A 24967-nucleotide genomic window follows, 5' to 3' on the forward strand; every position below is an offset into this window, starting at 1 on the left:
TGGCCTATCCTGACCGCGACGAGGGGCGTCGGCCGGGGCGGACCTTGCATTTCGGGCGGCGATTCGCCGTCCTTGCACCCTGCCCGGCAAAGCGTCACTGGCCCGCTCTTCACTGGGCCGGCACTGACCACCGGTGCGCGTTCGCGGTTTGGGTTCGCTGAACCCAAACGCGCACCGGTGGTCGTGCCGGCGTCGAGTGGACCGGGCCAGTCCCGAGACTTGACGAAGGCATCCCGGCCGACGTCCCCCGTCACGCCTCCCGCCGCCCGCGCCGGAGGCCGCCGATGAGCCAGCAGCCCGGCAGCCTGACCCGCCAGCAGCTCTACGACCGGATCCGCGAGAGCTCGAAGGACGAGGTCATCCTCGAAGAGATGATCCGGCTCGGCTTCTGGCCGGACGGGGCGGCGCAGCCCAACCCGCCGGACGACCTGATACGCCGCCGCGGCGAGATCGCCCGCGCCCTCGCCGACCTGCACCGGCGGGAGGCGGCGTGGCGCGACCCCGAGGCCGCCCTCAAGGAGATGCATCGCCGCCGCAAGACGGCGGCGCTGGAGCGGCGGCGCGAGACGAAGCTGCGCAACGCCCGCGACCGCCACGCGCGGGCGCAGGCGTGGCACGCGCGCCGGGAGGCGGAGGTCCTCCATCTCGGCGACGGCGTCTCGGCCGGCCTCGCGAACGCCGAGACGCCCGCGCGGGGGCCCGCCCCCGGCCTCCCGCCCCTGGCGAGCCCGAAGGCGCTGGCCGAGGCCATGGGGATCGGCCTCGGCGAGCTGCGCTTCCTCGCCTACGACCGGGCGCTCAGCACGGTGAGCCATTACCGGCGCTTCACCATCCCCAAGAAGGCGGGCGGGCTGCGCCGCATCTCGGCGCCGATGCCGCGCCTGAAGCGGGCGCAGTACTGGATCCTCGACGCGCTCCTCGCCCGTGCTCCCGTGCACGCGGCGGCCCACGGCTTCGTGCCCGGCCGCTCGATCGTCACCAACGCCGCCGCCCATGTCGGGCGGGACGTCGTGGTCAATCTCGACCTCAAGGACTTCTTTCCGAGCCTCGATTACCGGCGGATCAAGGGAAAATTCCGGGGCCTGGGCTACGCCGAGCCGGTGGCGACCGTGCTGGCGCTGCTCTGCACCGAGCCGGACGTGGACGCGGTCGAGATCGATGGCGCTTGCCTCTACGCCGCCCGGGGCCCCCGCCGGCTGCCGCAGGGCGCGCCGACGAGCCCCGCGCTCACCAACCTCGTCTGCACCCGGCTGGACGCCCGGCTCTCCGGCCTCGCCGGCAGCCTCGGCTTCACCTACACGCGCTACGCCGACGACCTGACCTTCTCGGCCTCCGGCGAGGCCGCCGGGAAGGTCGGCGCGCTGCTCAAACACGTCCACGCCATCGTCGCCGGGGAGGGCTTCACCGTCCATCCGGACAAGACCCGGGTGATGCGCCGCGGCCGGCACCAGGAGGTGACCGGGCTCACCGTCAACGAGCGGGTCGGCGTGCCGCGGGAGACCCTGCGCCGCTTCCGCGCCCTCCTGCACGGGCTCGAGCGGCACGGTCCGGCCGGGCGCCGCTGGGGCGCGGCCGGCGAGGCGGGCGTGCTCCGCGCCGCGATCGGCTTCGCGCAGTTCGTCCGGATGGTCACGCCGGAGACCGGCGCGCCGCTGCTGGCGCGGGCCCGCGCCCTCGCGGAACGCCACGCGGATTCCCGCTCAGCCCGTCCTGAGGCTCGGCCGCTGCCGGACTTCCGCGCCCGGTCCGCGCGGGGCGAGGTGCCGCTCGCCCGCTGGTGGACGCCGGCCCCCCGCCCCGCGCCCGCGCCGGACCCGATCCTGGCCGAGGCCGAGGCGGCCGCCGCCAGGGCTGCGGCCCGCGCGGCCGCGCCCGTGCCGGGCCGCAGCGGCGTGCCGGTCTCCGGCCGCCCGCGTCTCGGCGCCGAAACGGCCGCCCGCGCGGAGGCCGTGCCGGACCCCGGCGCCGCGTCCGACGATGCGCCGATGAAGCCCTGGAAGGTCGTCCTGGGGATCTTCGTCCTGTTCCAGGCGGCCGCCCTGCTGCACCCGGCGCTCGGGCTGCTCGTCCTCGCGGTCGCCCTGCTGCTCGGCCTCCGCCGCCTGCTGCGCCGCTGGCGGCGCCGCCGATGATCCCGGCCCGGCGCCTCGCCGGGTGCCTCCTGTCCTGCGGCGCCGCGGCCTTCGCGCTGCTGTCCGGACCGGCAGCACCCCGGGCCGACGAGGCGCCTGCCGCCGCCCCGTTCAACGCCGCCGAGGCGGCCGCCATCGCCGGGCCGCTGCGGCAGGACCCGGCGCTGCTGCGCAGCTTCGGGACCTGCCCGGCCGACACCTTCGCGCGGGAGCGCCCGGTCTGGCGGTGGGCGTTCGCGCCCCGGCGGCCCACCGAGCGCCGCTGCGCGCGGGAGCCCGCGGCCTGCTACGCGCTCTGCACCCGGTGGTCGAACGCGCCGGCCTGCTTCGACCTCGCCCTCGCCTTCGAGCACCATTCCCTCGACGTCGCCGACATCCTCGACAAGGAGCGCCTCTACGCCCTCGCCTGCGCGGGCGGGTTTCCGGCGGGCTGCACCAACCGGGCGGCCGGGATCCGGAACGGCGGCTACGCGGAGGATCCCTTCCGCGACGCGCCGCGCACCGACACGGACGCCTGCCTCGCCCGGAGCTTCCGCCTCGATTGCGACCGCCGCGGCGCCTGGGGCTGCGCCATGCTCGGCCAGGCCTATCGCCTCGGCGAGGGCGTCGCCGCCGAGGCGTCCCGCGCCCGGGCGGCGTTCGACATGGCCTGCGCGATCAACCCGGACTTCGCGGCCTGCGCCTTCGCCAGGCGGCAGATCGCCGAGATGGAAGCGCCGTCGGACAGGGACGGCGACGCGCCGTGAGTTCCGGCGAGTCCGGGCCGGATGCCGACGCCCTGCGGGCCCTCTACGGGCGGTTCGATCCGCGGCCGGACGGTCCCCTGGCCCCGGGCCTCCGGCGCGCCTGCCTCTGCGTGGACGTGGGCGACGCGGACGACGTCGCCGCCGCGGAGCGCTGGATGCTGGCCCATGCCGGCCAACTGACCTGCGTGCGCAGCACCGGCTGCGGCTGCTGCGTGATCGGCTGGGACATCGAGGGGCCGACGGCGCTCATCGACACCTTGCCGGCGGCGCTCGGGGCGGCCTCCGACTGGTCCAGCCCGACCGCGGCCCCGCCGCGCGCGCCGATCGCGTGGTGGCGGCGCCTCTGGCGCCGCTGCGTCCGAGACGCGGGAGCCTAACGCGGTTCCGCGACGACCTCCGCGCGCTCCAGAGCCGGCGGCGCCGGCCTCCGCTCCGGGATCAGCCGGTCCGGGACCACCGCGCCGCGCTCGAGGGTGGCGACCGCCAGGGGGGCGCCCCGGCCGCGCAGGGCGTGTGTCCCCAGCGCGCGCGCGCGGACGCCGCCGGGCAGCCGGTCCAGCCGGTCGAGGAGATCCTGCGAGATCAGGATGTCGACGCCGAGGGGGCGGCACAGGGCTTCGATCCGCGACGTCACGTTCACGGCGTCGCCGAAATACGCGATCTTGTGGCGGTCGACCCCGACTTCGGCCGTGACCACCGGGCCGCCGTGCAGCGCCGCCCGCAGCCGCGGCACCGTCCCGAACCGCGCGGTCCAGGCCGCGGCGTGCGCGTCGATCCGGTCGAGCACCTCGAACACGCAGGTCACGCAGCGCGCATCCTTCAGGCCGCGCTTCATCGGCCATGTGATCATCGCGAGGTCGCCGATGAAGTCGTCCGTGGAGCCGGCATTGCGCCGCACCGGTTCGGCCAGAGTCGCGAAGACGGCGCTGAGATAGTCCTGGGCGCGCAGGTCGCCGTGGGTCTCCGCGAAGGCGGTGGAGCCGACGACGTCGAGGAACAGGAAGATCCGCTCCTCCTGCACCGGCCTGTGGTAGCGGCCGATCATGAAGTTCACGAACACCTCGCCGCCGATCAGGTCGCGCATGCGCATGACGAAGACCAGCAGGGCCGAAACGGCCAGCGAGTAGGCGAGGAACCGCGGCGTGATCCGCACCGCCGTGGACAGGCTGTCGCCGGTGAGGCTGAACGCCCAGACGGCCAGCCCGCCGAGGGCGCAGCCGAGCGTGATCAGCACCACGTAGAGCAGCTCGGCCGCCAGCATGTAGACCAGTGCCGGCAGGCGGCGCAGCCGCGTCTGGAGACCCGACAGGCTCAGGCCGGGCACGAAGGCCAGCACCGTCCCGCCCACCGCCAGGGCGTAGACGAGCCCGGCGAGCATCGAGGCCCCGCCCACGAAGAGCAGGTTGTAGAGGAGGCCCGCCGCGCCGGAGGCGAGGAGGAGGGTCAGGGCCCAGAGCCATCGGTACTGTGGAAGCATGGGCTGTCGGCGCAGGAGAGCGTGGCGGCGGGCACGGCGGGACGTACGCGGTGGCCCGGGACGAAGATCGTAGGGCGAACGAACACGGCGAAGACGGCGCTGGATCGGCGCGCCGCAGACTGGCCGCTCAACCCTGACCAATGAGGAACGATTCGCGCCGTCCACAGGATGTCGTCAGCCGGTGTCGCCGCGCTGCCACAGCGGGCGGATCGGCCGCGCCACCGTCAGCGGTTCTGCGACAGCCCGTGATGCTGGTGGGCCCGGCAGGACTTGAACCTGCAACCAGACCGTTATGAGCGGCCGGCTCTAACCATTGAGCTACGGGCCCGGGAGCCGCCGACGGATAGCTGATCCCCGGCCGCCCGTCACCCGGATTTCGCCGCGCCGCGGGGGGGGCGGGTCCGGGAGGGCAGATCCTGTCGGGGCGGATCCCGTTCGGCCTTTGCGTCCACCGGCACGAGCGCCGCGTCCTTGATGCGCCACAGGTAGCGGGCCAGGATCGAGCGGTACGGCGCGAAGGCGGCCGCCACCGCGTCGGTATCGTCCCGTCCAGTGAGGCGGTGCAGGCAGCCCACCGCCGCCACGTCGCCTGCGGGCCAGATGTCGGGATCGTGGAAATGGAAGATGCCGACCATGTCGGCCGTCCAGGGCCCGACGCCGCGGATGCTGCACAGGATCGCTGCCCGCTCGGCATGCGGCAGGCCGGCAAGGCCGGGCCCGAGGAGGCCCGCCATCTCGGCTGCCACGATCGCCTGGAGGGCCCGCACCTTGTTGCCCGAGATGCCGCAGGCCCGCAGCATTGCCGCGTCCCCGGCCTCGAACAGGGCTCGGGGGCTGGAAGCCGCCGCCGCGGCGGCGGCCTCGATCCGGGCCCAGATCGCGGCCGCCGCCCGGGTCGAGAGCTGCTGGTTGACCACCTCGACGAACAGGCGGTCGGCGACGCGCGGATGCGCCGGCGGCTCAATCCGGATCGGACCGGCCTGCACGAGGGCGGCCCGCAGCGGTGGATGCGCGCGCGCCGCGTCCAGAAGGTGAGCGTAGATATCGGGATCGAGCATCGCCTAGCCCATCCGGCCCGCGCCGCGCTCCGCCCGTCGGAGCCGCGACCGCGCTCGCGCGCGGCGTCCGCATCCTAGCCGCCGCTCCGGCTCCGGTCCGGGAGACAGGATGCCGCGCAGCCCCGCCGGGTCCGGATGCGCTCGGCCGGTCTGGACGGAATGCGATGGCGGCCCAGGTCTCGACGGCATGGCGATCCTCTTCACCGCAGATACGCATTTCGGCGACCCGCACATCCTCCGCCACCGCGGGGCGAGATTCGGCAGCATCGAGGCCCACGACGAGGCGCTGGTCGCGGGCTGGAACGCGGTGGTCGGCCCAGAGGATGCCGTCTGGCACCTCGGCGACTTCGCCGCCCATGCCAGCCGAACGCATTGCGCGGCGATCTTCGCGCGCCTGAACGGCACCAAGCGCCTGGTCCGGGGCAACCACGATTCGAATCGCGTCCTGGATCTGCCCTGGGCCGAGCCGCCGGTGGAAAGCGCCCGCCTCTCTGTCGCGGATGCGCAAGGGCGACCGCACCGCCTGTTCCTGTCGCATTACGCGCATCGGGCCTGGCCGGGCTTGTGGCGGGAGACGCGCCACCTCTACGGGCACAGCCACGGCTGGCTCGCCGACACCACGCGCTCCTGCGATGTCGGCGTGGATGCCTGGAGCGACCGCCCAGTCACCCTCGACGCGATCCTCCTCCGCCAGGACGCGGCCGACGGCGTGCCGGAGGAACTCGCAGCCCACGGCCTGCGCTGATGGCGGTCCGCCGGCGCGCTATATCGTCTGCGGGCGTATCGAGATCCCGGCAGGAGGCCGCATCGCCATGACCGACATCCCCTCCCCGCCATCGGGCTGGACCGAGGCAGCAAAGGAGGCCGCGGCCGAACTCGGCCTCGAGACCGATTGGTCCGCGCTCGACGCGCCGGACTGGGCGCGGCTCTGCCGCCGGGCCGGCGAGATCCTCGGCGGGCAAGGCCACGCACTTGCGCCCGGCTGGGACGGCGCCCTGGCGCGCGCCCTTGGCCGCCCCGACCCGGTGGCCGTCCCGGACGAGCTGGCCCGCGATACTGCGAACACCGTGCTGGCCGAGAAGGGCGAGGTGTTCGCGCCCGAGGACGATGCCTGAGACGGGTGCCCACGATGAGACTTCGCGCAAGCGGGTGGTTGCCGTCACGGGGGGGCGGGCCGATGTAGAAGGCATGCCTCATCCCGAACAACGCCCCGAACACCGGCGCGCCGCCCCGAGACCGACCGAACGCTATGCCCCTGGCACGGCACCGTCCGCCCTGCGGGTGGTTCCCCTCGTGGGTGGCCCGGTTCTCGACGCGCAGACGCGCACACGGCTCGGCCATCAGATGCGGGCGATGTACGATCCGGTGATCGATGAGGCGCTGGATCCCCGACTGGCGGAGCTGCTCCAGCAGCTCGACGCGGATCGGGGCGGCGATTCGACTGCAGATCCGAAGTGAGATCCGGAGCGGGCGCGGCCGGCCCTCACGATCCGGTGCGGCTTCCGGAAAGGGGGCTCCCATCGGTGGATCGGGGGGATGTCACACCGATGGGAGCTGAGCCGAGTCGACGGATCGACCCAACCCGCTCCATATCGCCCAGGCGCCGGCTCGGGCGCTTTTACCTAAGTCAAATTCGCCGCCGAATAGGGCCGTCGAAGTGTCGAATTGGCGTATTCGACCTGTAAAATCGACACGTTCAGGCTGAGGTGCCGGTTACCGACAGCATGACCCCGTCGCTGCCGATCTCGGTCCCATTGTAGCCGAGCATCCGCGCGAGCTGCTCGCGGGCGCGCCAGACCCGGCTCTTCACGGTGCCGATCCGGCAGTTCATCACGACGGCGGCTTCCTCGTAGCTCAAGTTCTCGATCGCCACGAGGACCAGCGCCTCCCGCATCACCGGCGCGAGGCGGTCGAGGGCCGCGCGCACGTCCTGCAGGTCGAGATGGCCCCCCTGCTCGGGGATGCTGGTCAGCCGCTCGGCGTAGTTGCCGTCGGTATCGGCGACCTCGCGACCCTGCTTGCGGTGCTGGCTGTAGAAGACGTTGCGGAGGATCGTGAACAGCCACGCCTCCAGGTTGGTGCCGGGGGTGAAGCCGCCGCGGCCGCGCCAGCCGCGCAGCAGCGTGTCCTGCACGAGGTCGTCCGCCGCAGCCGGATCGCGCGTCAGCGAGACCGCGAATCGGTGCAGCGCCGGCACCACGTCCAGGAGGCCGGCACGGAAGGTCCTGTCCCGTTCGCCCTCGGCCTGCGCGAGGGCGGAGTCCAGGCGCGCCAGCAGGTCGGCGAAGGGAGCCGTGATGGCGCCCGCTTCGAGGCCGATCCGGTCGTAGGTGCGGCCGAGCAGGGTGCCAAGATGGGCCCGCACGGCCTCCGGCAGGCCGTGACGGGTCTCCTCCCCGGCCTCCTCGGCGAGATCCGCCATGGGATCGAGGAGCGATGAGCCTTCGGTGTCGGGCATACGGTCCGGTCGTCGGCGAGTGGGCCGGTTGAGCCCAGAAGACCGGTTGTGGCGTGCCCGAGGCGCCCATGCCGCAACATGGGTTAGCGGTTTTCCCGAACGAGGCTCAGCCGCGGGGCCCGAAACGGCGCGCCGCGGCAAGGCCTGCCAAGACGGCCGCGCAGGCCCCCGCCGCGGCGAGCGCCGTGCTCAGCGTCCCGGCATCGGGGACATTCTTGCGGGCGCGCCAGCCGCCGTCGGCCCGCCTTCCGTGCGGCGTCGGTGCAAGCAGGGCCCCGTGCGTGAGCGGCCCCGGCTCGGCCCGGTCGAGAGCCCACCGGAAGCCTGCGCCCATCAGATGCTCGGTCGGGTAGGGGGCCAGCGCGTAGCCGACCTGCGCGAGGCGGGCCGGCCAGCCGACCGCGACCTCGTCGCGCGGGTGGCGCACGAGGCGGATATAGGTCTCGGCCACAGCCTCGGGCGCGTAATACAGGTGCCCGGGATTGAGCCGTCGGCCGCTGACATTGGCCCCATGCTCCAGGCCCGGCGTGTCGACGATGGCGGGGAATACGCCGCAGACGTGGATGTGCCGATGCCGGGCGAGTTCCTGGCGCAGGCTCGCCGAGAAGCCGCGTAGGCCGAACTTGCTCGCCGTGTAGGCGGCGGCGAAGGGCGTCGGCGCCCAACCGCCCATGGAGACCGTGTTGATCAGGGTCCCCCGGCCGCGGTCGAGGAAGTGCGGCAGCACCGCGTAGGCTCCGTGCACGGCCCCCAGCAGGTTCACCGCGATCGTCTGCCGGTGCAGGTCCAGGGGGGCGTCCAGCAGGGGGCCGAATACGCCGACCCCCGCATTGTTGATCCAGACATCGATGCCGCCGAAGGCTTGGAGCGCGGCCCCGGCCAGAACCTCCACGGCATTCGGGTCGGTGACATCGGTGGGCACCGCGACGGCCGCCGCCCCCGCCGCGCGCATCTCGCGGACGAGCCCGTCGAGGATGGCCGCCCGCCGCGCCGCCAGGACCACGCGGGCCCCCCGCGCCGCGAAAGCCTCGGCCGCGGCCCGGCCGATGCCGCTCGAGGCCCCGGTGATGACCACCGTGCTGCCGTTCAGGCGCGCCATGCCGGTTCTCCACGGGGCTGCAACTATACGGCGAACCGTTGCGCGTGCCGCGGCGTTCCCATCGCAGCTGCGGCCATTCGGACGCGCCGTCGCGCGCGGCTCTGAGGGCTTGCGCCGACGTGTCTGCCTGAACCCTGCCGAGGTCGCCAATGTCAGCCCCCGATCCAGCCCCCGTCGAGGCCGCCGCTCCGGAGGGGGGCGCCTCGACAGTCTGGACGCTCGCCCTCGCGACTGCACTGATCGGCCTCGTCGCCATCCCACGCCGTCGGGCTCGAAGCTCGGCCGATCGTTCCGCCGGCCGATCCGCCGACCGGGACGGGGCACGCCGGCCATCGCCCTCGCATGCGGGCGGAGAGGCGCAGGCCGTCGCCCAGACCGAGGCCGATCGCGGCCGGAGGGCCTCGACGCCGACCGAGATCCCCGCCAAGGGCTGGAAGGACATCGCGCTGCGCGCCTATCACGACATCGGCGAGAACCGCCTGTCGCTGATCGCAGCCGGTGTCACCTTCTTCACCCTTCTGGCGATCTTCCCGGCGGTGGCGGCGCTGGTCTCCTGCTACGGCCTCGTGGCCGATGCCTCGACCATCAACGACCAGCTCGCCAGCCTCCAGGGCATCCTGCCCCAGGGCGCCCTGGAGATCGTCGGCGACCAGGTGAAGCGGCTGAACGAGCAGGGTAACACCACCCTCGGGCTCAGCCTGCTCGTCAGCATCGCCCTATCGGTGTGGAGCGCCAATGGCGGCATGAAGCACGTCTTCGATGCCCTCAACCTCGTTTACAATGAGCGCGAGAAGCGCAACTTCTTCGTGCTCAATCTGGTCTCCCTCGCCTTCACGGCGGGCGCGCTGCTGTTCCTCATCCTGGCGCTGACCGCGGTTGTGGTGGTGCCGGTGGTTCTCGAGTTTGTCGGGCTCGGCACCGATGCATGGTGGCTGTCGCTGCTGCGGTGGCCGGTCCTGCTCCTGGCGGTCCTGCTCGGGCTCGCCATGCTCTATCGTTACGGGCCGAGCCGGGACGCGCCGCGCTGGCGCTGGGTCACACCCGGAGGCGCCCTCGCAGCCGTGCTGTGGATCGCGGCGTCGCTGCTGTTCTCTTGGTACGTCGCCCATTTCGGCAGCTACAACAAGACCTATGGCTCGCTCGGCGCCGCGATCGGCTTCATGACCTGGATCTGGCTCTCGACCATGATCGTGCTGGCCGGGGCGCAGGTGAATGCCGAGATGGAGCATCAGACCGCCGAGGACACGACGGTCGGCAAGCCGCAGCCGCTGGGCACGCGCCGGGCGCGTATGGCCGATACGGTGGGCGCTGCCGCGGAGTAGCGCCGCTGCCGGCCCGGGACGCGCCGAGCGGGAGGCCGGCGCGTTCCGCCCTCGGGCCGCCGGATCAGCGCGTCCCGTCATCCGCACACCGGGGAACGACGCCTTAACACAGGTTGGCGCGCGTTTTTCTGCTGCAGGCACAAGCCGTTCAAGAAGATCCGGACTTCGAAGACCGGATTATGGTTTGCCCTCTGCCGATTGAAATATCCGTGCCTAATTATTTCATCGATACCCTCGGCGGCGCTGCCGTACGGGACGCTTCGGGCTGCCATGCGGGACGCTTCGGACGGCCGCGCCTTTCCCCGATCCTGTGCCACCGACCGCGGCGTCTCACGGCCGTCCATCCCGGTGGCGCCTCGTCTGACGGCCGGCGGGCCGGCGGCATGAGCCCGCCCGCCGGCATCCCAGCGTCGCGGTGATCCGACCGGAGGGGGCCGTGGAGAACCCGTTCGTACGGAAGATGGAGCGGCATGTCCGGCTCGCGCCCGAGGACCGCGCAATCCTCGATGGGCTGGGGCGCCTGCATGTCCGCCATATCGCGGCCCGCCAGGACATCGAAGGGCAGCAGAGCGCTCCATACCATACGCACCTCATCCTCGACGGCTGGGCCTGCCGGTACAAGCAGTTCCCGGACGGGCGGCGGGCGATCGTCGCGCTGCTCCTGCCGGGCGATCTGTGTGATCCCTTCGCCTTCCGCCGGGCACGCATGGACCACGCCATCGGTGCGCTGACGCCGGTCACCGTCGCCCGGATCGCGCCGGAGCAGATCGGCGACGCGATCCGCGGTCGGCCGGCCGTCGAGGAATGTCTGTGGCGGGAAATGCTCGCCACCACGGCCATCCACCGCGAGTGGATCGCCAGCGTCGGCCGGCGCTCGGCGATCGAACGGCTGGCGCATCTGTTCTGCGAGCTGCACCTCCGGCTGACGCGCGTCGGCCTCGCTGACGGGATGACGCTGCCGATGCCCGTGACCCAGCCCGACCTCGCCGATGCGCTCGGTCAGACGAGCGTGCATATCAACCGCACCCTGAAGGAGCTGCGGACCAGCGGCCTCGTCGCCCTGCGCAGCCGGCGCCTGACGATCCGCGACCTCAGCGGGTTGATGGAGCGGGGCCTGTTCGATCCGGCCTACCTGCAGCTCTCCTGAACGGCGCGGGCGATACGCCGCGGCACCGGAGGCCGATCGAGCCTTGCCCCGGGGCGGCCGCGGCCGATCTGAGGCGAACCTCCCTTCCGGCGCGGGCCCCGCGAGACACGATGCACATCCACCTCGACGCGCTCGGTGGCGTGGCTGGCGACATGTTCGCCGCCGCACTGCTGGACGCCTTTCCCGAGCATCAGGCCGGCGTCTCCGCCAGCATCCGGGCGGTCGACGGGCGCATCGCCTGCGCGGTCCGGGCGCATAATGACGGGATTCTCCGCGGCGCCCGCTTCTCCGTGTCGGCCCCTGGGACGGAGCCCCGGCCTGCGCCGCACCGGCACGAACACGATCACCGCGCGCACCACGACCATCTGCATCCCCATGATCCCGGCCACGGGCATGGCCCTACGCACGGCGCCGACCACGGCCACCGACCCTGGTCTGAGATCCGCACCGCGCTGGAGGAGGCGGATCTCGCGCCGCCGGTGCGGGCGCACGCGCTGGGCATCTTCGGCCATCTCGCCGACGCCGAGGCGCGGGTCCACGGCATCGCGGTCGAGGCGGTGGCGTTCCACGAGGTCGGGGCCTTCGACTCGATCGCGGACGTCGTGGCCGCCGCCCATCTGATCGCCGCGCTGGAGGTGCGGAGCTGGAGCGTCTCGGCCCTGCCGCTGGGTTCCGGCCGGGTGCGGACCCAGCATGGCCCCCTTCCCGTCCCGGCCCCTGCCACGACGCTGCTGCTCGAAGGCTTCTCCACCCTCGACGACGGCGTACCCGGCGAGCGCGTCACCCCCACCGGCGCGGCGATCCTGCGTCATCTCTGCGGTGACGATCCCGGGCGGGGCCGCCCCCGGGGGATCCTCGGGCGCACCGGCATCGGCTTCGGCACGAAGGTGCTGCCGGGCCTGAGCAACTGCCTGCGCGCCCTCGTGCTGGAGGATGCAGTCACATCCGGGCCGGGCCGGCGGGACCTCGCGGTGATCGCCTTCGAGGTCGACGACCAGTCCGGCGAGGATCTCGCTATGGGCCTCGACCGGCTGCGCGCGGAGCCCGGCGTGCTCGACGTCGTGCAGGCGCCGGTCTTCGGCAAGAAGGGCCGGATGATGGCCCATATCCAGATCCTGGCGCGTCCGGAGAGCCTGGAGGCGGCGATCGCGACCTGCTTCCGGGAGACCACCACGATCGGCCTGCGTTATCACCGGGTGGAGGGCGCGGCGCTCGAGCGCGACGCCTGCACGGTGGAGCATGCGGGCCGGTCGGTGCGCGTGAAGGTGGTCGACCGGCCAGGCGGGCGCACCGCCAAGGCCGAGGCCGACGATGCCCGCGACCATGCGGGTCACGCCGCACGGGCGGCCCTGCGCCGTGAGGCCGAGCGCCGCGCGCTCGGGCGGGCGCCTGAGCAGAAGCCGGAGGAGGAGTGGTGACGCGCCAGGATCTCGAAACCGTCCTGTCGGGCCTCGGGCCCGTCGCGGTGGCCGTGAGCGGCGGGGTCGACAGCCTGACGCTCGCTACCCTCGCCCACCGGTTGGCGCCGGGCGCGGCTCTGATGGTCCACTCGGTCTCGCCGGCCGTGCCGGACGAGGCGACCGCGCGGGTCCGCGCCGAGGGCGCCCGCGAGGGCTGGTCCTTGAGGGTGATCGAGGCCGGCGAGTTCGCCGACCCGGCCTACCGGGCGAACCCGGTCAACCGCTGCTTCTTCTGCAAGACCAACCTCTACGGGGCGGTCCGGCGCGTCACCGACCGCCAGATCCTGTCGGGCGCCAATTGCGACGACCTCGGCGAATACCGCCCCGGCCTCGACGCCGCCCGGGAGCACGGCGTGCGCCACCCCTACGTGGAGGCCCGGTTCGACAAGGCTTCCGTCCGGGCGCTCGCCCGCGACCTCGGCCTCGGCGCGGTGGCAGAGCTACCGGCGGCGCCCTGCCTGTCGAGCCGGGTCGAGACCGGCATCCCGATCGAGCCGGATATGCTGGGCTTCATCCACGCCGTCGAGCGTCTGGTGGGCGGGGCGCTGGATGCGAGCGGTGCCAAGCGGGCCGTCCGCTGCCGGGTGCGGGCCGAGGGCGTGGTGGTGGAACTCGATCCCGGGAGCCTCGCCGCCCTCGACGCGGCACGCCGCGCCGAACTCGGGGCCGGCATCCGGACCATCGCGCCGGCGCGTCTCGCCGGCCCGGTCCGGTTCGCGCCCTATCGGGTCGGCAGCGCCTTCCTGGTGCAGCAGGGAGCGGCCCGGTCGTGAGCGTCGCGGAAGAATTCACCCTCGATTTCGCCCGGTCCGAGCGGATCGGCCTGGAGGAGGCGATCTTCTGCGCCGGCAAGAGCCCGGAGCAGATCGACGCGATCCTGGAGGCCGCCCGCGCCCGGGGCGCCTCGCTCCTGCTCACCCGCCTCGACCCGGAGAAGCGCGACCGGCTCGAACACGCGGCGCGGCTCGACTATTGCCCGGTCTCGCGCACGGCGGTGTTCGGCGCGGCGCCCCGGATCACCGGCCCCGCCCGGGTCGCCGTGGTGGCGGCCGGCACCTCGGACGTGCCGGTCGCCCGGGAGGCCCTGCGGGTGCTCGCCTATGCCGGCCGGGCGGCCTCGCTCTTCGCCGATGTCGGCGTCGCCGGCCTGTGGCGGCTGACCACGCGATTGGAAGAAATTCGCGCGCATCCGGTGGTGATCGTCGCCGCCGGCATGGATGCGGCGCTGCCCAGCGTCGTCGGCGGCCTCGTGGCGGGCGCGGTGATCGCGGTCCCGACCTCCGTGGGCTACGGCGTCGCCGCGGGCGGGCGCGCGGCCCTCGACGCGGTGCTGGCGAGCTGCGCCCCCGGCATCACGGTGGTCAACATCGACAACGGCTATGGCGCCGCCTGCGCCGCCCTGCGCCTGCTCCACGCGGCAGGACGCCTCGCCGAGGAGATCGAACGATGACCCGACGCGAACCGTTTCCAACCCCGATCCCACCAACTTCGAGCGGAGACAGCCGATGGAACGCCGCAGCTTCCTTCAGGGCGCCGTGCTCGGCGCAGGACTTTCAGGCGCAGGCCTCGCGGGCGCCGGCAGCGCAGGTGCGGCCGTGAACGCCCCCGCGCTTCCCGGCAACCGCCCGCAGGACCCGGCGGACCTGCCCTTCGTCACCGATCCCGGGGAGCTTCGGGGTGAGATGCTCTACCGGCCGTTCGGCAAGACGTCGGAGACGATCTCGGCGATCGGCATGGGCGGGTTCCATCTCGGTAAGAGCGCGGTCACCGATGACGAGGCGACGCGGCTGATCCATGCCGGGATCGACCGCGGCATCACCTTCATGGACAATTGCTGGGACTACAACGAGGGCCGCTCCGAGCTGCGCATGGGCGCGGCCCTCGCCCAGGGCGGCTACCGCGACAAGGTCTTCCTGATGTCCAAGATGGACGGGCGGACCAAGGAGGAGGCGCTCAAGCAGATCGACCAGTCGCTCCTGCGCCTGCGCACCGACCGGATCGACCTCGTCCAGCACCACGAGATCCTGCGCTACGACGACCCGGACCGGGTCTTCGCCGAGGGCGGCGCCATGGAGGGCTTCCTGGAGGCCAAACGCCAGGGCAAGCTGCGCTACATCGGCTTCACCGGCCACAAGGACCCGCGCATCCACCTGCAGATGCTGGAGGTCGCCGCCGAGCGCGGCTTCCACTTCGATTCCGTGCAGATGCCCGTCAACGTGATGGACGCGCATTTCCGCTCCTTCAGCCACCTCGTCCTGCCGTATCTCGTGCAGAACGGCATCGCGCCGCTCGCCATGAAGACCTTCGGCGACGGCGTGATCCTGAAGGCGGACGCGCCGATCAAGCCGCTCGAGTACCTGCACTTCTCGTTGAATCTGCCGGTCTCGGTGGTGATCACTGGCATCCAGAATCAGCGCGACCTCGATCAGGCCTTCGAGGCGGTGAAGACCTTCAAGCCCATGGACAAGGCGGCGGTGGCCGAGTTGCTGTCGCGGTCGAAGCCCTACGCGCTGGAGGGCAAGTACGAGCTGTTCAAGACGAGCGCCACCTTCGACGGCACCGCCAAGAATGCGGCATGGCTGGGCGAGGACGTGCAGGGGGTGAAGAAGCTCGCGCCGACGATGGAGTAGGGGGCGCACTCGTTATTCCCCTCCCCCCTTGTGGGGAGGGTTTAGGGGTGGGGGTGGTTCAGAAGGAACCACCGAGCCTCATCCGGCACCACCCCCCACCTCCAACTCCTCCCCGCAAGGGGGAGGAGAGGATAACCCCGCCCTCACACCACGTCCTCCAGCCGGATCGGCAGGCGGCGGATCCGGCGGCCGGTGGCGTGGTGGACGGCGTTGGCAATGGCCGCGTTCACCCCGATGATGCCGAGTTCCCCCAGACCCTTCAGGCCCAGCGCGTCCGCCTGATCATCGGGATCGGGCACCAGAAGCGCCTCGACCGCGGGCGTGTCGGCTGACGTCGGGACGAGGTACTCGGCCAGATCCGGGTTGCGATAGGTGGCGCCGTCGACCACCGTCTCTTCGAGCAGCGCCGAGCCGAGCCCCCAGATCATCCCGCCCATGAGCTGGCTCCGCGCGGTCAGCGGGTTGAGGATCCGCCCCGCCGCGAAGGCGCCGGTGAGCCGCGCCACCCGGATCTCCCCGGTCTCGGCATGGATGTGGACCTCGGCGAACTGTGCTCCGAAGCCCCAGGACACCGCCTTCCCCGCGCCGCCGAAGGCGAGCCCGATATGGCCGCCGCGCACGCCCTCGAGCGCCGTCTCCCGGTCGCTGCCCGCGGGCACGAATTCCGCGACGCTCTCCACGCTCCCGGTGCCGACCGCCTCGGCGAGGGTGATCCCGGTCCCGTCCGGGGCGATGAGCCGGCCGCCAACGAGGCGCAACGAGCCCGGATCCCGGCCGGCGAGGTGCCCGCCCTGCCCCGTCGCTGCCCGCGCCAGGATTTCGCGGAGCTGCTCGCAGCCCAGAGCCAGGGCGCTCATCAGGCTGGTGGTCGTGCTCGACCCGCCCGAGATGCCCGCCGCCGGCAGGTCCGTGTCGCCGAGCCGGACCCGGACCCGCTCCACCGGCACGCCCAGTCCGTCCGCCGCCCCCATGGCGAGCAGCGTGGTGATGCCGTTGCCGATCTCGTGATGCGCGCAAGACACCTCCGCGGAGCCGTCCGGCCCGAGCCGGACCCGCATGGTCGCGGCGGCGATCTTCACCGGCCGCACCGAGGTCGCGCAGCCGAGGCCGACCAACCAGGGACCGTCGCGCATCGCGCCTAAGCGCGGCACCCGGCGCGACCAGCCGAAGGCCTGCGCGCCCGCCGCGAAGCAGGCCATCAGCGGCCGGGTCGAGAACGGTTTTCCCAAGACCGGGTCGACCGCCGTGTCGTTGCGCCGGCGCAGTTCGATCGGGTCCATGCCGAGCGCCACCGCCATCTCGTCGACGGCGCTCTCCAGGGCGAACAGGAACGGCACCTCCGGGGGCGCCCGCATCGGCCCGGGCGTGTTGCGGTCGACCCGCACGGCCCGTTCCTCGGTGCGGATGTTCGGGCAGGCGTAGAGGCTCGCGGTCACCTCCGCGCCCTCCATGACGAAGGGATCGAAGCGCGAGGTCACGGTCTCGGCCTCGTGCACCAGGGCGGTGAACCGGCCCGTCCGGTCGGCGCCGAGGCGGATCCCATGGCGCGATTCCGGCCGGTAATTGGCGATGGTGAAGCATTGCCGCCGGCTCGGCACCAGGGAGACCGGCCGGCCGAGGCGCCTGGCCGCCAGGGCGACCAGCGCCGTGTGCTGCGACAGCGCGAATTTCGAGCCGAAATGGCCGCCGATCAGCCTCGCCACCACCCGCACGTTCGCGGGATCGAGCCCGAGCTGCGCCGCGAGCCCGTGCTGCACGGCGCCGACATAGCGGGTCGGCTCGTGCACGGTGAGCCTCTCACCGTCCCAGGCGGCCCGGGTGGTGAACAGCTCGATCGGGTTGTGGTGCTGGACCGGGGTCTCGTAGCGCGCCTCGACGCGGAGAGCCGCCTCCGCCAAGCCCGCCTCGGCGTCGCCCCGGGTGATGTCTTTGTGGTGGGGCTTCAGGTCGGCGAGGCGCACTGTCTCGGCGCCGGGCGCGTCGAAGCCCCCTGCGGCGGGCTCCTCAGCGTAGGAGACCCGGACCGCACCGGCCGCTGCCTCCGCAGCCTCCAGGGTCTCGGCGACGACCAGCGCCACGATCTGGCCGGCATACGCCACCGTGTCGGAGTCGAGGGGCCGGTGCGAGCTGTTGGCGAAGCCGCCGACCATCAGGTGCTTCACCGGGGCCACCGCCCCCGCGAAGTCGCGGTGGGTGAAGAGGCCGAGCAGGCCCGGCACCGCCCTCGCGGCGTCGAGGTCGAACCCGGTGATCCGGCCCCGGGCGATGGTGCTGGTCACCAGGGCGGCGTGGGCGACCTTCGTCTCCGGGCCGACGAGGTCGGAGCTGTAAAAGGCTCGGCCCGTGACCTTGTCGAGTCCCTCGATCCGGGTGTGGGGGCGGCCGAGATGGCCCTCGGTCTCCTGCGCGCCCGAAGCCATGCCGCCCTCCCCGTCCGCGGCCGTCGGACCGCATGCAGGGAGGGAAGCGCCGCGGAGGCGGTTCGGCTCCCCGGCCGGCGGGGCGACAGGATGCAGCGGCCGCGCTGATGGCTCACCAGCGCGGCCGGGATCAACTCAGTTCAAAACCTTCCCGTCCGGGCCGACCTTGATCTTCTGATCCTTGTCGGCGCCGGCCACCTTGATCTCGTACTGGACCGTGGAGCCGTCCTTCTCGACCTCGGCCTCGTAGGCCTTGCCGCCGCCGGCCTTCTGCTCGGCGATGGCGAGCGCGTCCTTCAGCGAGGTCTTGGCGTTCTGGAAGTCGGAGGCCTTCAGCCGGGTGAAGTAGCGCTCGAACGGCTGGTTCTCGGTTTTGTAGAGAGCGCCGGTATCGGCGTTGATCCCGTATTCCACCAACTTGCCGCTCGGGTAGACGACTTTGATCGCGTAATGGGCCGGATCCTTACTGTCGGCCTTCTCGAAATCGGCGTCGATGGCGCGGCCGCCCTTCTCGTCGCCCTGCGCCTCGGCGGTGGTCAACGCCTGGGCGAGGCCGATCTTGGCGACCTTGGCGACCTGCCACTCCTTCAGATTGCTGTCGGCCTTCGTGGCGGTCTCGGCGGGTGTCGCGGTGGGGGTCTGGGCCACGGCGAGGCTGGCGGAGAGTGCGAGCAGGCCGGCTGCGGCGGTGAGGCGGGTGATCATGGCGAGCTGTCCCTTTGCGGGTTCATTCACGGGAGCGTGAAACGTCGGGTCCGGAAAACCGGTTGCCCGCAATCGGGAAAAAATTCGGCTGCCGTCCCGAGCGGAGAAGCCGGAAGGCGCGGGATCGACCGCCCGGCGAGACGGACGGCCGGCGCGCCTGTATGACACGCGGACGATCCGGCGTGCCCTGGGCGACGGCGGATTTCCCTTCGATGGAGCAGGTCATGACCGCGAACGAGCCCGAGCCGCTGGACGAGTTCACGCGCCTGCACGCCAAGCTCTCGGCGCTGGAGATCGTGCTCGGGGTCCTGATCGGGCGGCTTTCCGAGGAGAACCCGGAGATCCGCGAGGACGTGAAGCGCGACGTGGCGGCGATCCTGTCCGACATGCCGATCGACGGACCGAGCGAGGAAATGATCGCCGATGAGGTCCGCCGGGCCGCCGGGGTCCTGACCAGCGTGTCAATCGGCTGACGCGGCTCAGCGGGGCGGCATCCGCAGCGCCCCATCGAGGCGGATCGTCTCGCCGTTGAGCATCGGGTTCTCGCAGATGTGGCGGACGAGGTCGGCGTATTCCGACGGGCGGCCTAGCCGTGGCGGGAACGGCACGCTCCGGCCGAGCGTCTCCTGCACGTCCTGGGGCAGCCCCGCCATCATGGGCGTCTCGAAGATGCCCGGCGCGATGGTGACGACCCGGATGCCGTGGCGGGCGAGTTCTCGGGCAATCGGCAGGGTCATCGAGACGATGCCGCCCTTCGAGGCCGCGTAGGCGGCCTGCCCGATCTGGCCGTCGAAGGCCGCGATCGAGGCGGTGTTGACGATCACGCCCCGGGCGCCGGCCGCGTCCGGTACCTCGCGGGCGATGGCCTCGGCCGCCAGCCGGATCATGTTGAAGGTGCCGACGAGGTTGATCGAGACCGCCCGCGCGAAGGTCTCGAGCCGATGCGGCCCGTCGCGCCCCACCACCTTCTCGCCCGGGGCGATGCCGGCGCAGTTCACGAGCCCGTGCAAGTGCCCGAACGCGTCCAGCGCCGCCCGGACTGCCGCCGCGCCATCCGCCTCGCGGGTGACGTCGGTCTCGGCGAAGCGGGCCTGCGCCCCGAGATCCGCCGCCACGCGCGCACCGGCCTCCCGGGCGATGTCGGCGACGACCACCCGGGCGCCCGCTGCCACGAGGCCGCGCGCCGTCGCCTCGCCCAGGCCCGAGCCCGCGCCCGTGACGATGAAGACCCGATCCCTGATCATCGCGCTGACCATCCTGGCTCCCCGACGGTTCCGGGCGGCCGACGGCGCCCCGCAACCACCGACCTAGCGCGGCGCCGCGACGGCCGGAAGGCGTGCCGGTTCCGGTCCGAAGCTGATGCACCACGCCTCCTGATTGACGTGTGAAATCTTCCCACATATATACCGGAACGGTGATCCGCTGTCTCGGATCGTCTTTCCAAGTGTTCCCGGTGCTTCATCGCGCGGCGGCAAGTCGTCCGGCCATGCGCGGCGTGTTGCGGTCTGTATCCGGCCGATAGGCCTGCCCGCATCCATTGCCCTCCGGTCCCGGCCGTCCGGGAGCGGCCGATTCCCCACGCCTGATCAGGACAGCCATGGGCGCCCATTGGATCGAGACCGCCGCCCGGCACTGGCAACACGGGCGCATCGTCGAGCGCCGCTTCGCGGAACGGCGTCCCGGCATCCACGCGGCACTCGGGACGGCCGCGCCCGACAGCGTGCTGCTGGCCGGCAATTCCCACGCCGAGTTCGTCGGAGCGCCGGAATTCAACGGCCGGCCCTGCATCAACATCGCCGTCGGCGGCAGCACTGCGGCCGATTGCGGCCGCCATCTCGGCGCGCTGCGCGTTCCGGTCCGCTGCGCGGCGGCGGTGCTGATCATCGGCACCAACGACATCCAGCGCTGGCGTCATCCCGAGCGAGTCCGCGCCGTCGACCGGTTCGCGGCGGATGTCCGGCGCATCCTGCGCAGCCTGGAGGCGTGGTCGGCGCAGATCTTCGTCGCCGCCGTCCCGCCGATCGGTATCGAGGCGACCGGCCGGGATCCCGCGGCCGTCGCGGTTTTCTCCGAGCGCTTGGCGGCGCTGTGCGCGGACGGGGGCCACACCTATTTCGACCCGTTCGCGGCGTGGCGCGCCGGCGCCGGAGGGCTCGCCGGCCCGGGTCTCCACCGGGATGGCGTGCACTTGGCCGATTACGCTCCCCTGGCCGCGGCGCTCGCCCGCACGGTGGCAATCGACGCGGTCCCGTCCGCGGGGCGGCCGCATCACCCGAATGCGCCCCGTCGCGCGCCGGCCAGGACGGCCTCTCCGGCGGCGCCCCTCCGGGTCCTGCGCGCGGCCTGGGTCGGCCGGCCGTGAGGATTCGCGCGTTCCTGGCGGCTCCTGTGCGGCGGCTTTCGCGCGGCACCCGAGACCCCCTGCCCCTGCGGGTCTGGCCCGCCGACGAGGTGGTCTGGCTCGACGAGAACGGCGTTCGCTGCCCGCGGGCGGCACGGCGCGCCCTCGCGGCATTGGCGACGGTCGGGTCTCGCGGTCGGTACGCGGCCCGGGCGGAGGGCGGGGGCAAGATCGTGGCCGGGCCGGCCAGTGCGCTGGTCCTCGGCGACGCAGAGGCGGAGATCGGATTCGTCCTCAGTCTCACACCCTACGGGTATGGTGCGGAGCCGTTCTGAGCGGATCCCGATCAGGGCGGGCTGGTGCACAGCAGGGTGGGCGTGCAGACCGTCCGGAACCCCGCCCGGGCGTAGAGCGCCTCGATCCTGCCGCCGGCCGGGCATTGCAGGAAGACCTGCGCGGCCCCGCGCGCCCGCGCCTCGCAGAGGGCCGCAACGGTCACGGCGGTGCCGAGCCCGCGGCGCTGCCGGTCGGCCCGCGTGCCGACATTGTACAGCCCTGCCGTGTCGCCGCGCAGGTAGAGGCTGGCGCAGGCCGCGGGACCGGCGGCGTCGCGCAGGACGAGGTGCAGCGCCGTGAGGCCGGGCCGGCCCCGAGCCGCGCGCAGCGCCGGGATGTAGAAGCGGCGCAGATGCGTCCGCACGCCCGGCGCGTCGGACAGATGGGCGAAGACCCGCTCGAAATCCGGCCCTGGTGCGGGCGTGGCCTGCACGGTGACGGTGCGGCAGGACGCGGATGGCGCCGGCAGCGCCCGGGCCACCATCCAGCTCGCCCGGTAGAGGATGGCGGGCTCGAACAGGGCGCGCAGCAGCGCGACCTCCGCCTCGTCCCGGGCCAGGAAGGCCGGTGCCCGGGCGCGCCCGAGGGCGGCCGCTCCCGCCCAGGCGAACTGGTCGGGCCCGTGCACCCCGAAGGCGAAGTTCAGGGTCGGGTCCGGGATGCTCCGCGACCAGACGTAGCCCGCGCCTTCGGGGCCGTCCGCGAGGCCGTCGATCAGGGAGCCGGTGAGCGCCGCCACGTGGGCGTCGCGCAGAGTCTCGAAGGTCGGTTCGGGGTCGCGCATGGTCAGGCGGCGATCCGAGGAGCAGCTTGAGCGGCCTGTTCGAAGACGTGCCGATCCGCAACCCGGGCCATCCGTCGGACGCGGGCGGCCGCGCAGGCGAAGGCCACCGCCGGCCCTCGGGTCCAGTCCGCGGTCGCGTCTGCGGCCATGTCCGCCCCCGGTATCGCCCCCTGGCCGGCCGGCCTGTCCATCCGCTCGCTCCTGCACCATTCCGGGCTTCGGCGGAGTGACGGTTGAGGCGGGGCGCCGTTCACGGCCGCGCCCCTCGGGATCGCCGGGGCAGCGACCGCACGAAACCGCTGAACGCCGGGCGGCCCCATCCGTCAGGGAGGTGCCGGCGACACGCGGAGGACCGATGACGGACGCTTCGAGGGCCCCGATGCGCGACGCGCGCGCGCATCCTGCATGGATCGAGGATGAACGGGCGCACGCGGCCGCGCAGGTGCCGCTCGCCCTGGACGGCCCCCCGGAGGCCCCGGTGATCCGCGTCGCCGAACCGGTCGAGCCGGCGGCGGCCGTGGAGGCGATCCTGGCGCGCGCCGAGGCGCTGACCGCCCAGGACGTGCGCGTTCTGCGCATCGCCGTCGCGGCGGATTCGGCGACGTCCGGGCGCCTGCTCGAGCTCGGCGCGGCCCGGCGCGTCGGCGACGGCGTCGAGATCCTGCCGGGGCTCCTCTGGCAATGCGCTGGCCGCTGGCTCCCGGCGGCTCGGCCGCCCTTCCCTGAGCTGTTCACCGCAACGGCTGGCCGCCGCCACCCGCTGCGGCCCGAGACGCCTGCCGGCATCGTCTACGCGCGGGTGATCCCATGGCTCGGCCGATGCTTGAGCTTCCGCACGATGACGGAGCCCGGCGACGTCGCCCTGTTCTCGGCCTGGATGAACGACCCCCGGGTCGCCGCGATCTGGCAGGAGGCCGGCACCCTCGCGACGCACGCCGCCGCCATCGCCAAGCTTCAGGCCGACCCCGCGATCCTGCCGCTGTTCGGCTGCCTCGACGGGAAGCCGTTCGGCTATTTCGAATTGTACTGGGCGCGGGAGAGCCGCCTCGGGCCGCTCTATGAATCCGGCCCCTACGATCGCGGCTGGCACGTGGCGATCGGCGACGAAGCCGTGCGCGGGCGCCCCTATCTCTCGGCCTGGCTGCCGTCGCTGATGCACTACCTGTTCCTCGACGAGCCGCGCACGCAGCGCATTGTCGGCGAGCCGCGGGCCGATCACGCCCAGCAGATCCGGAACCTCCACGCCTCCGGCTTCGCGACGGTTGCCACCATCGATTTCCCCCACAAGCGCGCGGCCCTGGTCGCCCTGTCGCGCGAGCACTTCGTCCGTGACCGGCTGTGGGTGCCGGGGGCGGCAGCCGCCGACGCCGTGCCGCGACCCCCCGCCCTACCGGCCTAGGCATGGGGATGCTCGCCAACCGGGTCGCGGCCCCGTTCCTGGCCGCGTTTCCGGCCGACGGGCTCGGCCTGGCGCTGAAGTTCGCGTGGTGCGTCGGTGCGCGCCGGACAGGCGCCGCAACGCCGGTCGAGGGCCGCGAGGCAGTGCAGGTGACCCCGGTGGACGAGGCCGCACACCAGGGCGCGTGAGACCCCCAGCCGGGCCGCGATCTCGATCTGCGGAACCCCCTCGACCCGGTGGAGCTGGAAGGCCGTGCGCACCGGCTCCGGCATCTCGGCGACCGCGGCCTCCACCTGCCGCAGGGATTCGCGCGAGGCCGCGGCCGCCTCGGGGGTTCCCGTGCCGGGATCGACCGGGTCCGGCGCGGCGTCGAGGCCGGTGAACAGGCGCCGCTCGAAACCCTGCCGCCGCGCCCGGTCGAGGGCGAGATTGCGCACCATCCGCCCGACATAGGCGGCCTGGATGACCGTTTCGGCTCTGGGCGGATCGGCGATGAGCCGGAGCACCACGTCCTGGATCACGTCCTCCGCCTGCGCCGGGCAGCCGAGGATGCGGCGCGCCTGCGCAAGGTAGGCGGCGCGGTGACGCTCGAACGCCGCGAGGTTCCAGGATTCGCCCGGCGGCTGCCGGCCGGTCCGGTGCGCCGGGGCCGGGGCGCTTCTCTGGCCGGAGAGGCCGGGGTCGCACGTCCAGGCCGCCCCTGTCCCGCTCACAATATCCTACCCTCATGGTTCATGCCGGCGGGACCGCTATCATGCGATTGAATCGTGTAACAATGTCTATCTTTGCGGATTGGAATAGTTAAAACTTGCTCGGGCAATCATTGTTCGTGGAAATAGATTGAACATCTGTGCGCCGGCAGGCGAATAACCGATCCGGATCCTGAAGTCTGCGGCGGGGCGCCCGGGGAAGGCCCGGTCACCGGGCCGGATTTCGACGGGCGCCAGGGTCGGCCGGCGCGTGTATGCTGGCGCTTCCTCGATTCGGGGCGCGGAGCGCGCATCCGAACCCCTCCCCGCAGGATGGCGGCAGGAGAGCCAGGGCCGCGATGCCGTCCGTCGATACGCTTGTCCCGGTGGGTGCCTTCGCGCTGCTGGTCCTCGCATTCGCCGTGAAGCACCTCGCGGCGGATTTCTTCTTTCAGACCAACTGGATGGCGCAGGGAAAGCAGCACCCTTCCGCCTGGCTCGCCCCCCTCTGCGCCCATACCGGCCTGCATGGCCTCGGCACGCTGGTGATCGCGCTCGCGGTGCAACCGGCCCTGTGGTGGCTGGCGCTCGTCGATTTCGCGATCCACACGGGGATCGACCGCGGCAAGGTGCTGGTCGGTCAGCGGACCCGCCTGCCGACCACGGATGCCCGGTTCTGGTGGCTGATCGGCATCGACCAGTTCCTGCACCAAGTCACCCATCTCGGGCTCGCCGTGATGCTGGCGGCGGCCTGACCCGCAATC

Annotated in this window: 26 protein-coding genes and 1 tRNA gene; 17 read left to right on the forward strand and 10 right to left on the reverse strand. The window is 72.7% G+C overall.

Translation table 11 applies throughout. The features are described from left to right. Positions 1-284 precede the first annotated feature (284 nt). Genes BLT59_RS32150 through BLT59_RS13445 form a run of 3 tightly spaced genes read left to right on the forward strand, consistent with a single transcriptional unit; the run spans position 285 to position 3255 of the window. The gene (locus BLT59_RS32150) at positions 285-2132 is read left to right on the forward strand and encodes a reverse transcriptase family protein (protein WP_091780608.1); all 1848 of its coding nucleotides are present in this window, start codon (positions 285-287) and stop codon (positions 2130-2132) included. Next, positions 2129-2878 carry a hypothetical protein gene (locus tag BLT59_RS13440; RefSeq protein WP_091780611.1) on the forward strand — a complete coding sequence of 250 codons (750 nt, stop codon included), beginning with the start codon at positions 2129-2131 and terminating at the stop codon, positions 2876-2878. The genes BLT59_RS32150 and BLT59_RS13440 overlap by 4 nt, the downstream gene beginning before the upstream one ends. Beyond that, the gene (locus BLT59_RS13445) at positions 2875-3255 is read left to right on the forward strand and encodes a hypothetical protein (protein ID WP_091780614.1); all 381 of its coding nucleotides are present in this window, start codon (positions 2875-2877) and stop codon (positions 3253-3255) included. The genes BLT59_RS13440 and BLT59_RS13445 overlap by 4 nt, the downstream gene beginning before the upstream one ends. On the opposite strand, the gene BLT59_RS13450 is transcribed toward BLT59_RS13445, so the two are convergent. The 3 genes from BLT59_RS13450 to BLT59_RS13460 all read right to left on the reverse strand — a co-directional run bounded on the left by BLT59_RS13450 (position 3252) and on the right by BLT59_RS13460 (position 5413). Continuing rightward, positions 3252-4355, reverse strand: coding sequence for an adenylate/guanylate cyclase domain-containing protein (locus BLT59_RS13450; RefSeq protein ID WP_091780618.1), 1104 nt, complete (start codon positions 4353-4355; stop codon positions 3252-3254). The genes BLT59_RS13445 and BLT59_RS13450 overlap by 4 nt on opposite strands. Positions 4356-4607: 252 nt before the next feature. Continuing rightward, positions 4608-4683: transfer RNA gene (locus BLT59_RS13455), tRNA-Ile, on the reverse strand. Between the two features lie 37 nt (positions 4684-4720). Continuing rightward, the gene (locus tag BLT59_RS13460) at positions 4721-5413 is read right to left on the reverse strand and encodes a DNA glycosylase family protein (RefSeq protein WP_091780621.1); all 693 of its coding nucleotides are present in this window, start codon (positions 5411-5413) and stop codon (positions 4721-4723) included. Between the two features lie 187 nt (positions 5414-5600). Here BLT59_RS13460 and BLT59_RS13465 point away from each other — a divergent pair, with 187 nt between their 5' ends. The 3 genes from BLT59_RS13465 to BLT59_RS31820 all read left to right on the forward strand — a co-directional run bounded on the left by BLT59_RS13465 (position 5601) and on the right by BLT59_RS31820 (position 6871). Further along, positions 5601-6158 carry a metallophosphoesterase gene (locus tag BLT59_RS13465; protein ID WP_091780624.1) on the forward strand — a complete coding sequence of 186 codons (558 nt, stop codon included), beginning with the start codon at positions 5601-5603 and terminating at the stop codon, positions 6156-6158. Between the two features lie 67 nt (positions 6159-6225). Beyond that, positions 6226-6528 carry a hypothetical protein gene (locus tag BLT59_RS13470; protein ID WP_091780627.1) on the forward strand — a complete coding sequence of 101 codons (303 nt, stop codon included), beginning with the start codon at positions 6226-6228 and terminating at the stop codon, positions 6526-6528. A 178-nt stretch (positions 6529-6706) separates the two neighbouring features. Continuing rightward, on the forward strand, positions 6707-6871 hold the full coding sequence (locus BLT59_RS31820; RefSeq protein WP_244513973.1) for a NepR family anti-sigma factor: 165 nt from the start codon (positions 6707-6709) through the stop codon (positions 6869-6871). 238 nt (positions 6872-7109) lie between these two features. On the opposite strand, the gene BLT59_RS13480 is transcribed toward BLT59_RS31820, so the two are convergent. Continuing rightward, entirely contained in the window at positions 7110-7871 is a 762-nt protein-coding gene (locus BLT59_RS13480; RefSeq protein WP_091780632.1) for a sigma-70 family RNA polymerase sigma factor, read from the reverse strand. A gap of 106 nt (positions 7872-7977) precedes the next feature. After that, positions 7978-8970: an SDR family oxidoreductase gene (locus tag BLT59_RS13485; protein ID WP_091780635.1), complete on the reverse strand. Its 993-nt coding sequence runs from the start codon at positions 8968-8970 to the stop codon at positions 7978-7980. Positions 8971-9119: 149 nt separating this feature from the next. On the opposite strand from BLT59_RS13485, the gene BLT59_RS13490 reads away from it, so the two are divergent. The 6 genes from BLT59_RS13490 to BLT59_RS13515 all read left to right on the forward strand — a co-directional run bounded on the left by BLT59_RS13490 (position 9120) and on the right by BLT59_RS13515 (position 15529). After that, complete coding sequence (locus BLT59_RS13490) at positions 9120-10292, forward strand: YihY/virulence factor BrkB family protein (protein WP_091780637.1); 1173 nt, start codon at positions 9120-9122, stop codon at positions 10290-10292. Between the two features lie 436 nt (positions 10293-10728). After that, on the forward strand, positions 10729-11439 hold the full coding sequence (locus BLT59_RS13495) for a Crp/Fnr family transcriptional regulator (protein WP_091780641.1): 711 nt from the start codon (positions 10729-10731) through the stop codon (positions 11437-11439). A 110-nt stretch (positions 11440-11549) separates the two neighbouring features. Beyond that, the gene (locus BLT59_RS13500; protein ID WP_091780644.1) at positions 11550-12857 is read left to right on the forward strand and encodes a nickel pincer cofactor biosynthesis protein LarC; all 1308 of its coding nucleotides are present in this window, start codon (positions 11550-11552) and stop codon (positions 12855-12857) included. Beyond that, positions 12854-13672, forward strand: a complete 819-nt coding sequence (locus BLT59_RS13505) for an ATP-dependent sacrificial sulfur transferase LarE (RefSeq protein ID WP_091780845.1) — start codon at positions 12854-12856, stop codon at positions 13670-13672. Before BLT59_RS13500 ends, BLT59_RS13505 begins: the two co-directional genes overlap by 4 nt. After that, positions 13669-14349 (forward strand): nickel pincer cofactor biosynthesis protein LarB, encoded by a 681-nt coding sequence (gene larB / locus BLT59_RS13510; RefSeq protein ID WP_091780647.1) that lies wholly within the window; start codon positions 13669-13671, stop codon positions 14347-14349. The genes BLT59_RS13505 and larB overlap by 4 nt, the downstream gene beginning before the upstream one ends. A 55-nt stretch (positions 14350-14404) precedes the next feature. Continuing rightward, positions 14405-15529, forward strand: a complete 1125-nt coding sequence (locus tag BLT59_RS13515; RefSeq protein ID WP_091780650.1) for an aldo/keto reductase — start codon at positions 14405-14407, stop codon at positions 15527-15529. Positions 15530-15672: 143 nt separating this feature from the next. On the opposite strand, the gene BLT59_RS13520 is transcribed toward BLT59_RS13515, so the two are convergent. After that, positions 15673-17949 (reverse strand): xanthine dehydrogenase family protein molybdopterin-binding subunit, encoded by a 2277-nt coding sequence (locus BLT59_RS13520; RefSeq protein WP_091780652.1) that lies wholly within the window; start codon positions 17947-17949, stop codon positions 15673-15675. 135 nt (positions 17950-18084) lie between these two features. Then, positions 18085-18654 carry a PepSY domain-containing protein gene (locus BLT59_RS13525; RefSeq protein WP_091780655.1) on the reverse strand — a complete coding sequence of 190 codons (570 nt, stop codon included), beginning with the start codon at positions 18652-18654 and terminating at the stop codon, positions 18085-18087. A 224-nt stretch (positions 18655-18878) separates the two neighbouring features. Here BLT59_RS13525 and BLT59_RS13530 point away from each other — a divergent pair, with 224 nt between their 5' ends. Further along, positions 18879-19127 carry a hypothetical protein gene (locus BLT59_RS13530; protein WP_091780848.1) on the forward strand — a complete coding sequence of 83 codons (249 nt, stop codon included), beginning with the start codon at positions 18879-18881 and terminating at the stop codon, positions 19125-19127. 6 nt (positions 19128-19133) lie between these two features. Here the strand turns inward: BLT59_RS13530 and BLT59_RS13535 are convergent, their stop codons facing one another. Next, positions 19134-19898 carry a 3-hydroxyacyl-CoA dehydrogenase gene (locus tag BLT59_RS13535; RefSeq protein WP_244513974.1) on the reverse strand — a complete coding sequence of 255 codons (765 nt, stop codon included), beginning with the start codon at positions 19896-19898 and terminating at the stop codon, positions 19134-19136. A gap of 353 nt (positions 19899-20251) precedes the next feature. Here BLT59_RS13535 and BLT59_RS13540 point away from each other — a divergent pair, with 353 nt between their 5' ends. Beyond that, positions 20252-21016: an SGNH/GDSL hydrolase family protein gene (locus BLT59_RS13540; RefSeq protein WP_091780661.1), complete on the forward strand. Its 765-nt coding sequence runs from the start codon at positions 20252-20254 to the stop codon at positions 21014-21016. Beyond that, positions 21013-21330 carry a hypothetical protein gene (locus BLT59_RS13545; RefSeq protein WP_091780664.1) on the forward strand — a complete coding sequence of 106 codons (318 nt, stop codon included), beginning with the start codon at positions 21013-21015 and terminating at the stop codon, positions 21328-21330. The genes BLT59_RS13540 and BLT59_RS13545 overlap by 4 nt, the downstream gene beginning before the upstream one ends. A gap of 11 nt (positions 21331-21341) precedes the next feature. Here BLT59_RS13545 and BLT59_RS13550 read toward each other — a convergent pair whose 3' ends face one another. Continuing rightward, on the reverse strand, positions 21342-22115 hold the full coding sequence (locus BLT59_RS13550) for a GNAT family N-acetyltransferase (protein ID WP_091780667.1): 774 nt from the start codon (positions 22113-22115) through the stop codon (positions 21342-21344). 379 nt (positions 22116-22494) lie between these two features. Here BLT59_RS13550 and BLT59_RS13560 point away from each other — a divergent pair, with 379 nt between their 5' ends. Further along, on the forward strand, positions 22495-23514 hold the full coding sequence (locus tag BLT59_RS13560) for a GNAT family N-acetyltransferase (protein WP_091780673.1): 1020 nt from the start codon (positions 22495-22497) through the stop codon (positions 23512-23514). Here the strand turns inward: BLT59_RS13560 and BLT59_RS13565 are convergent. Then, positions 23511-24227 (reverse strand): sigma-70 family RNA polymerase sigma factor, encoded by a 717-nt coding sequence (locus tag BLT59_RS13565; protein WP_091780676.1) that lies wholly within the window; start codon positions 24225-24227, stop codon positions 23511-23513. The genes BLT59_RS13560 and BLT59_RS13565 overlap by 4 nt on opposite strands. Positions 24228-24562: 335 nt before the next feature. Here BLT59_RS13565 and BLT59_RS13570 point away from each other — a divergent pair, with 335 nt between their 5' ends. Continuing rightward, positions 24563-24958 carry a DUF3307 domain-containing protein gene (locus BLT59_RS13570; RefSeq protein WP_091780679.1) on the forward strand — a complete coding sequence of 132 codons (396 nt, stop codon included), beginning with the start codon at positions 24563-24565 and terminating at the stop codon, positions 24956-24958. Positions 24959-24967: the final 9 nt, after the last annotated feature.

This window comes from Methylobacterium sp. UNC378MF, assembly GCF_900103195.1.
Classification (GTDB): domain Bacteria; phylum Pseudomonadota; class Alphaproteobacteria; order Rhizobiales; family Beijerinckiaceae; genus Methylobacterium.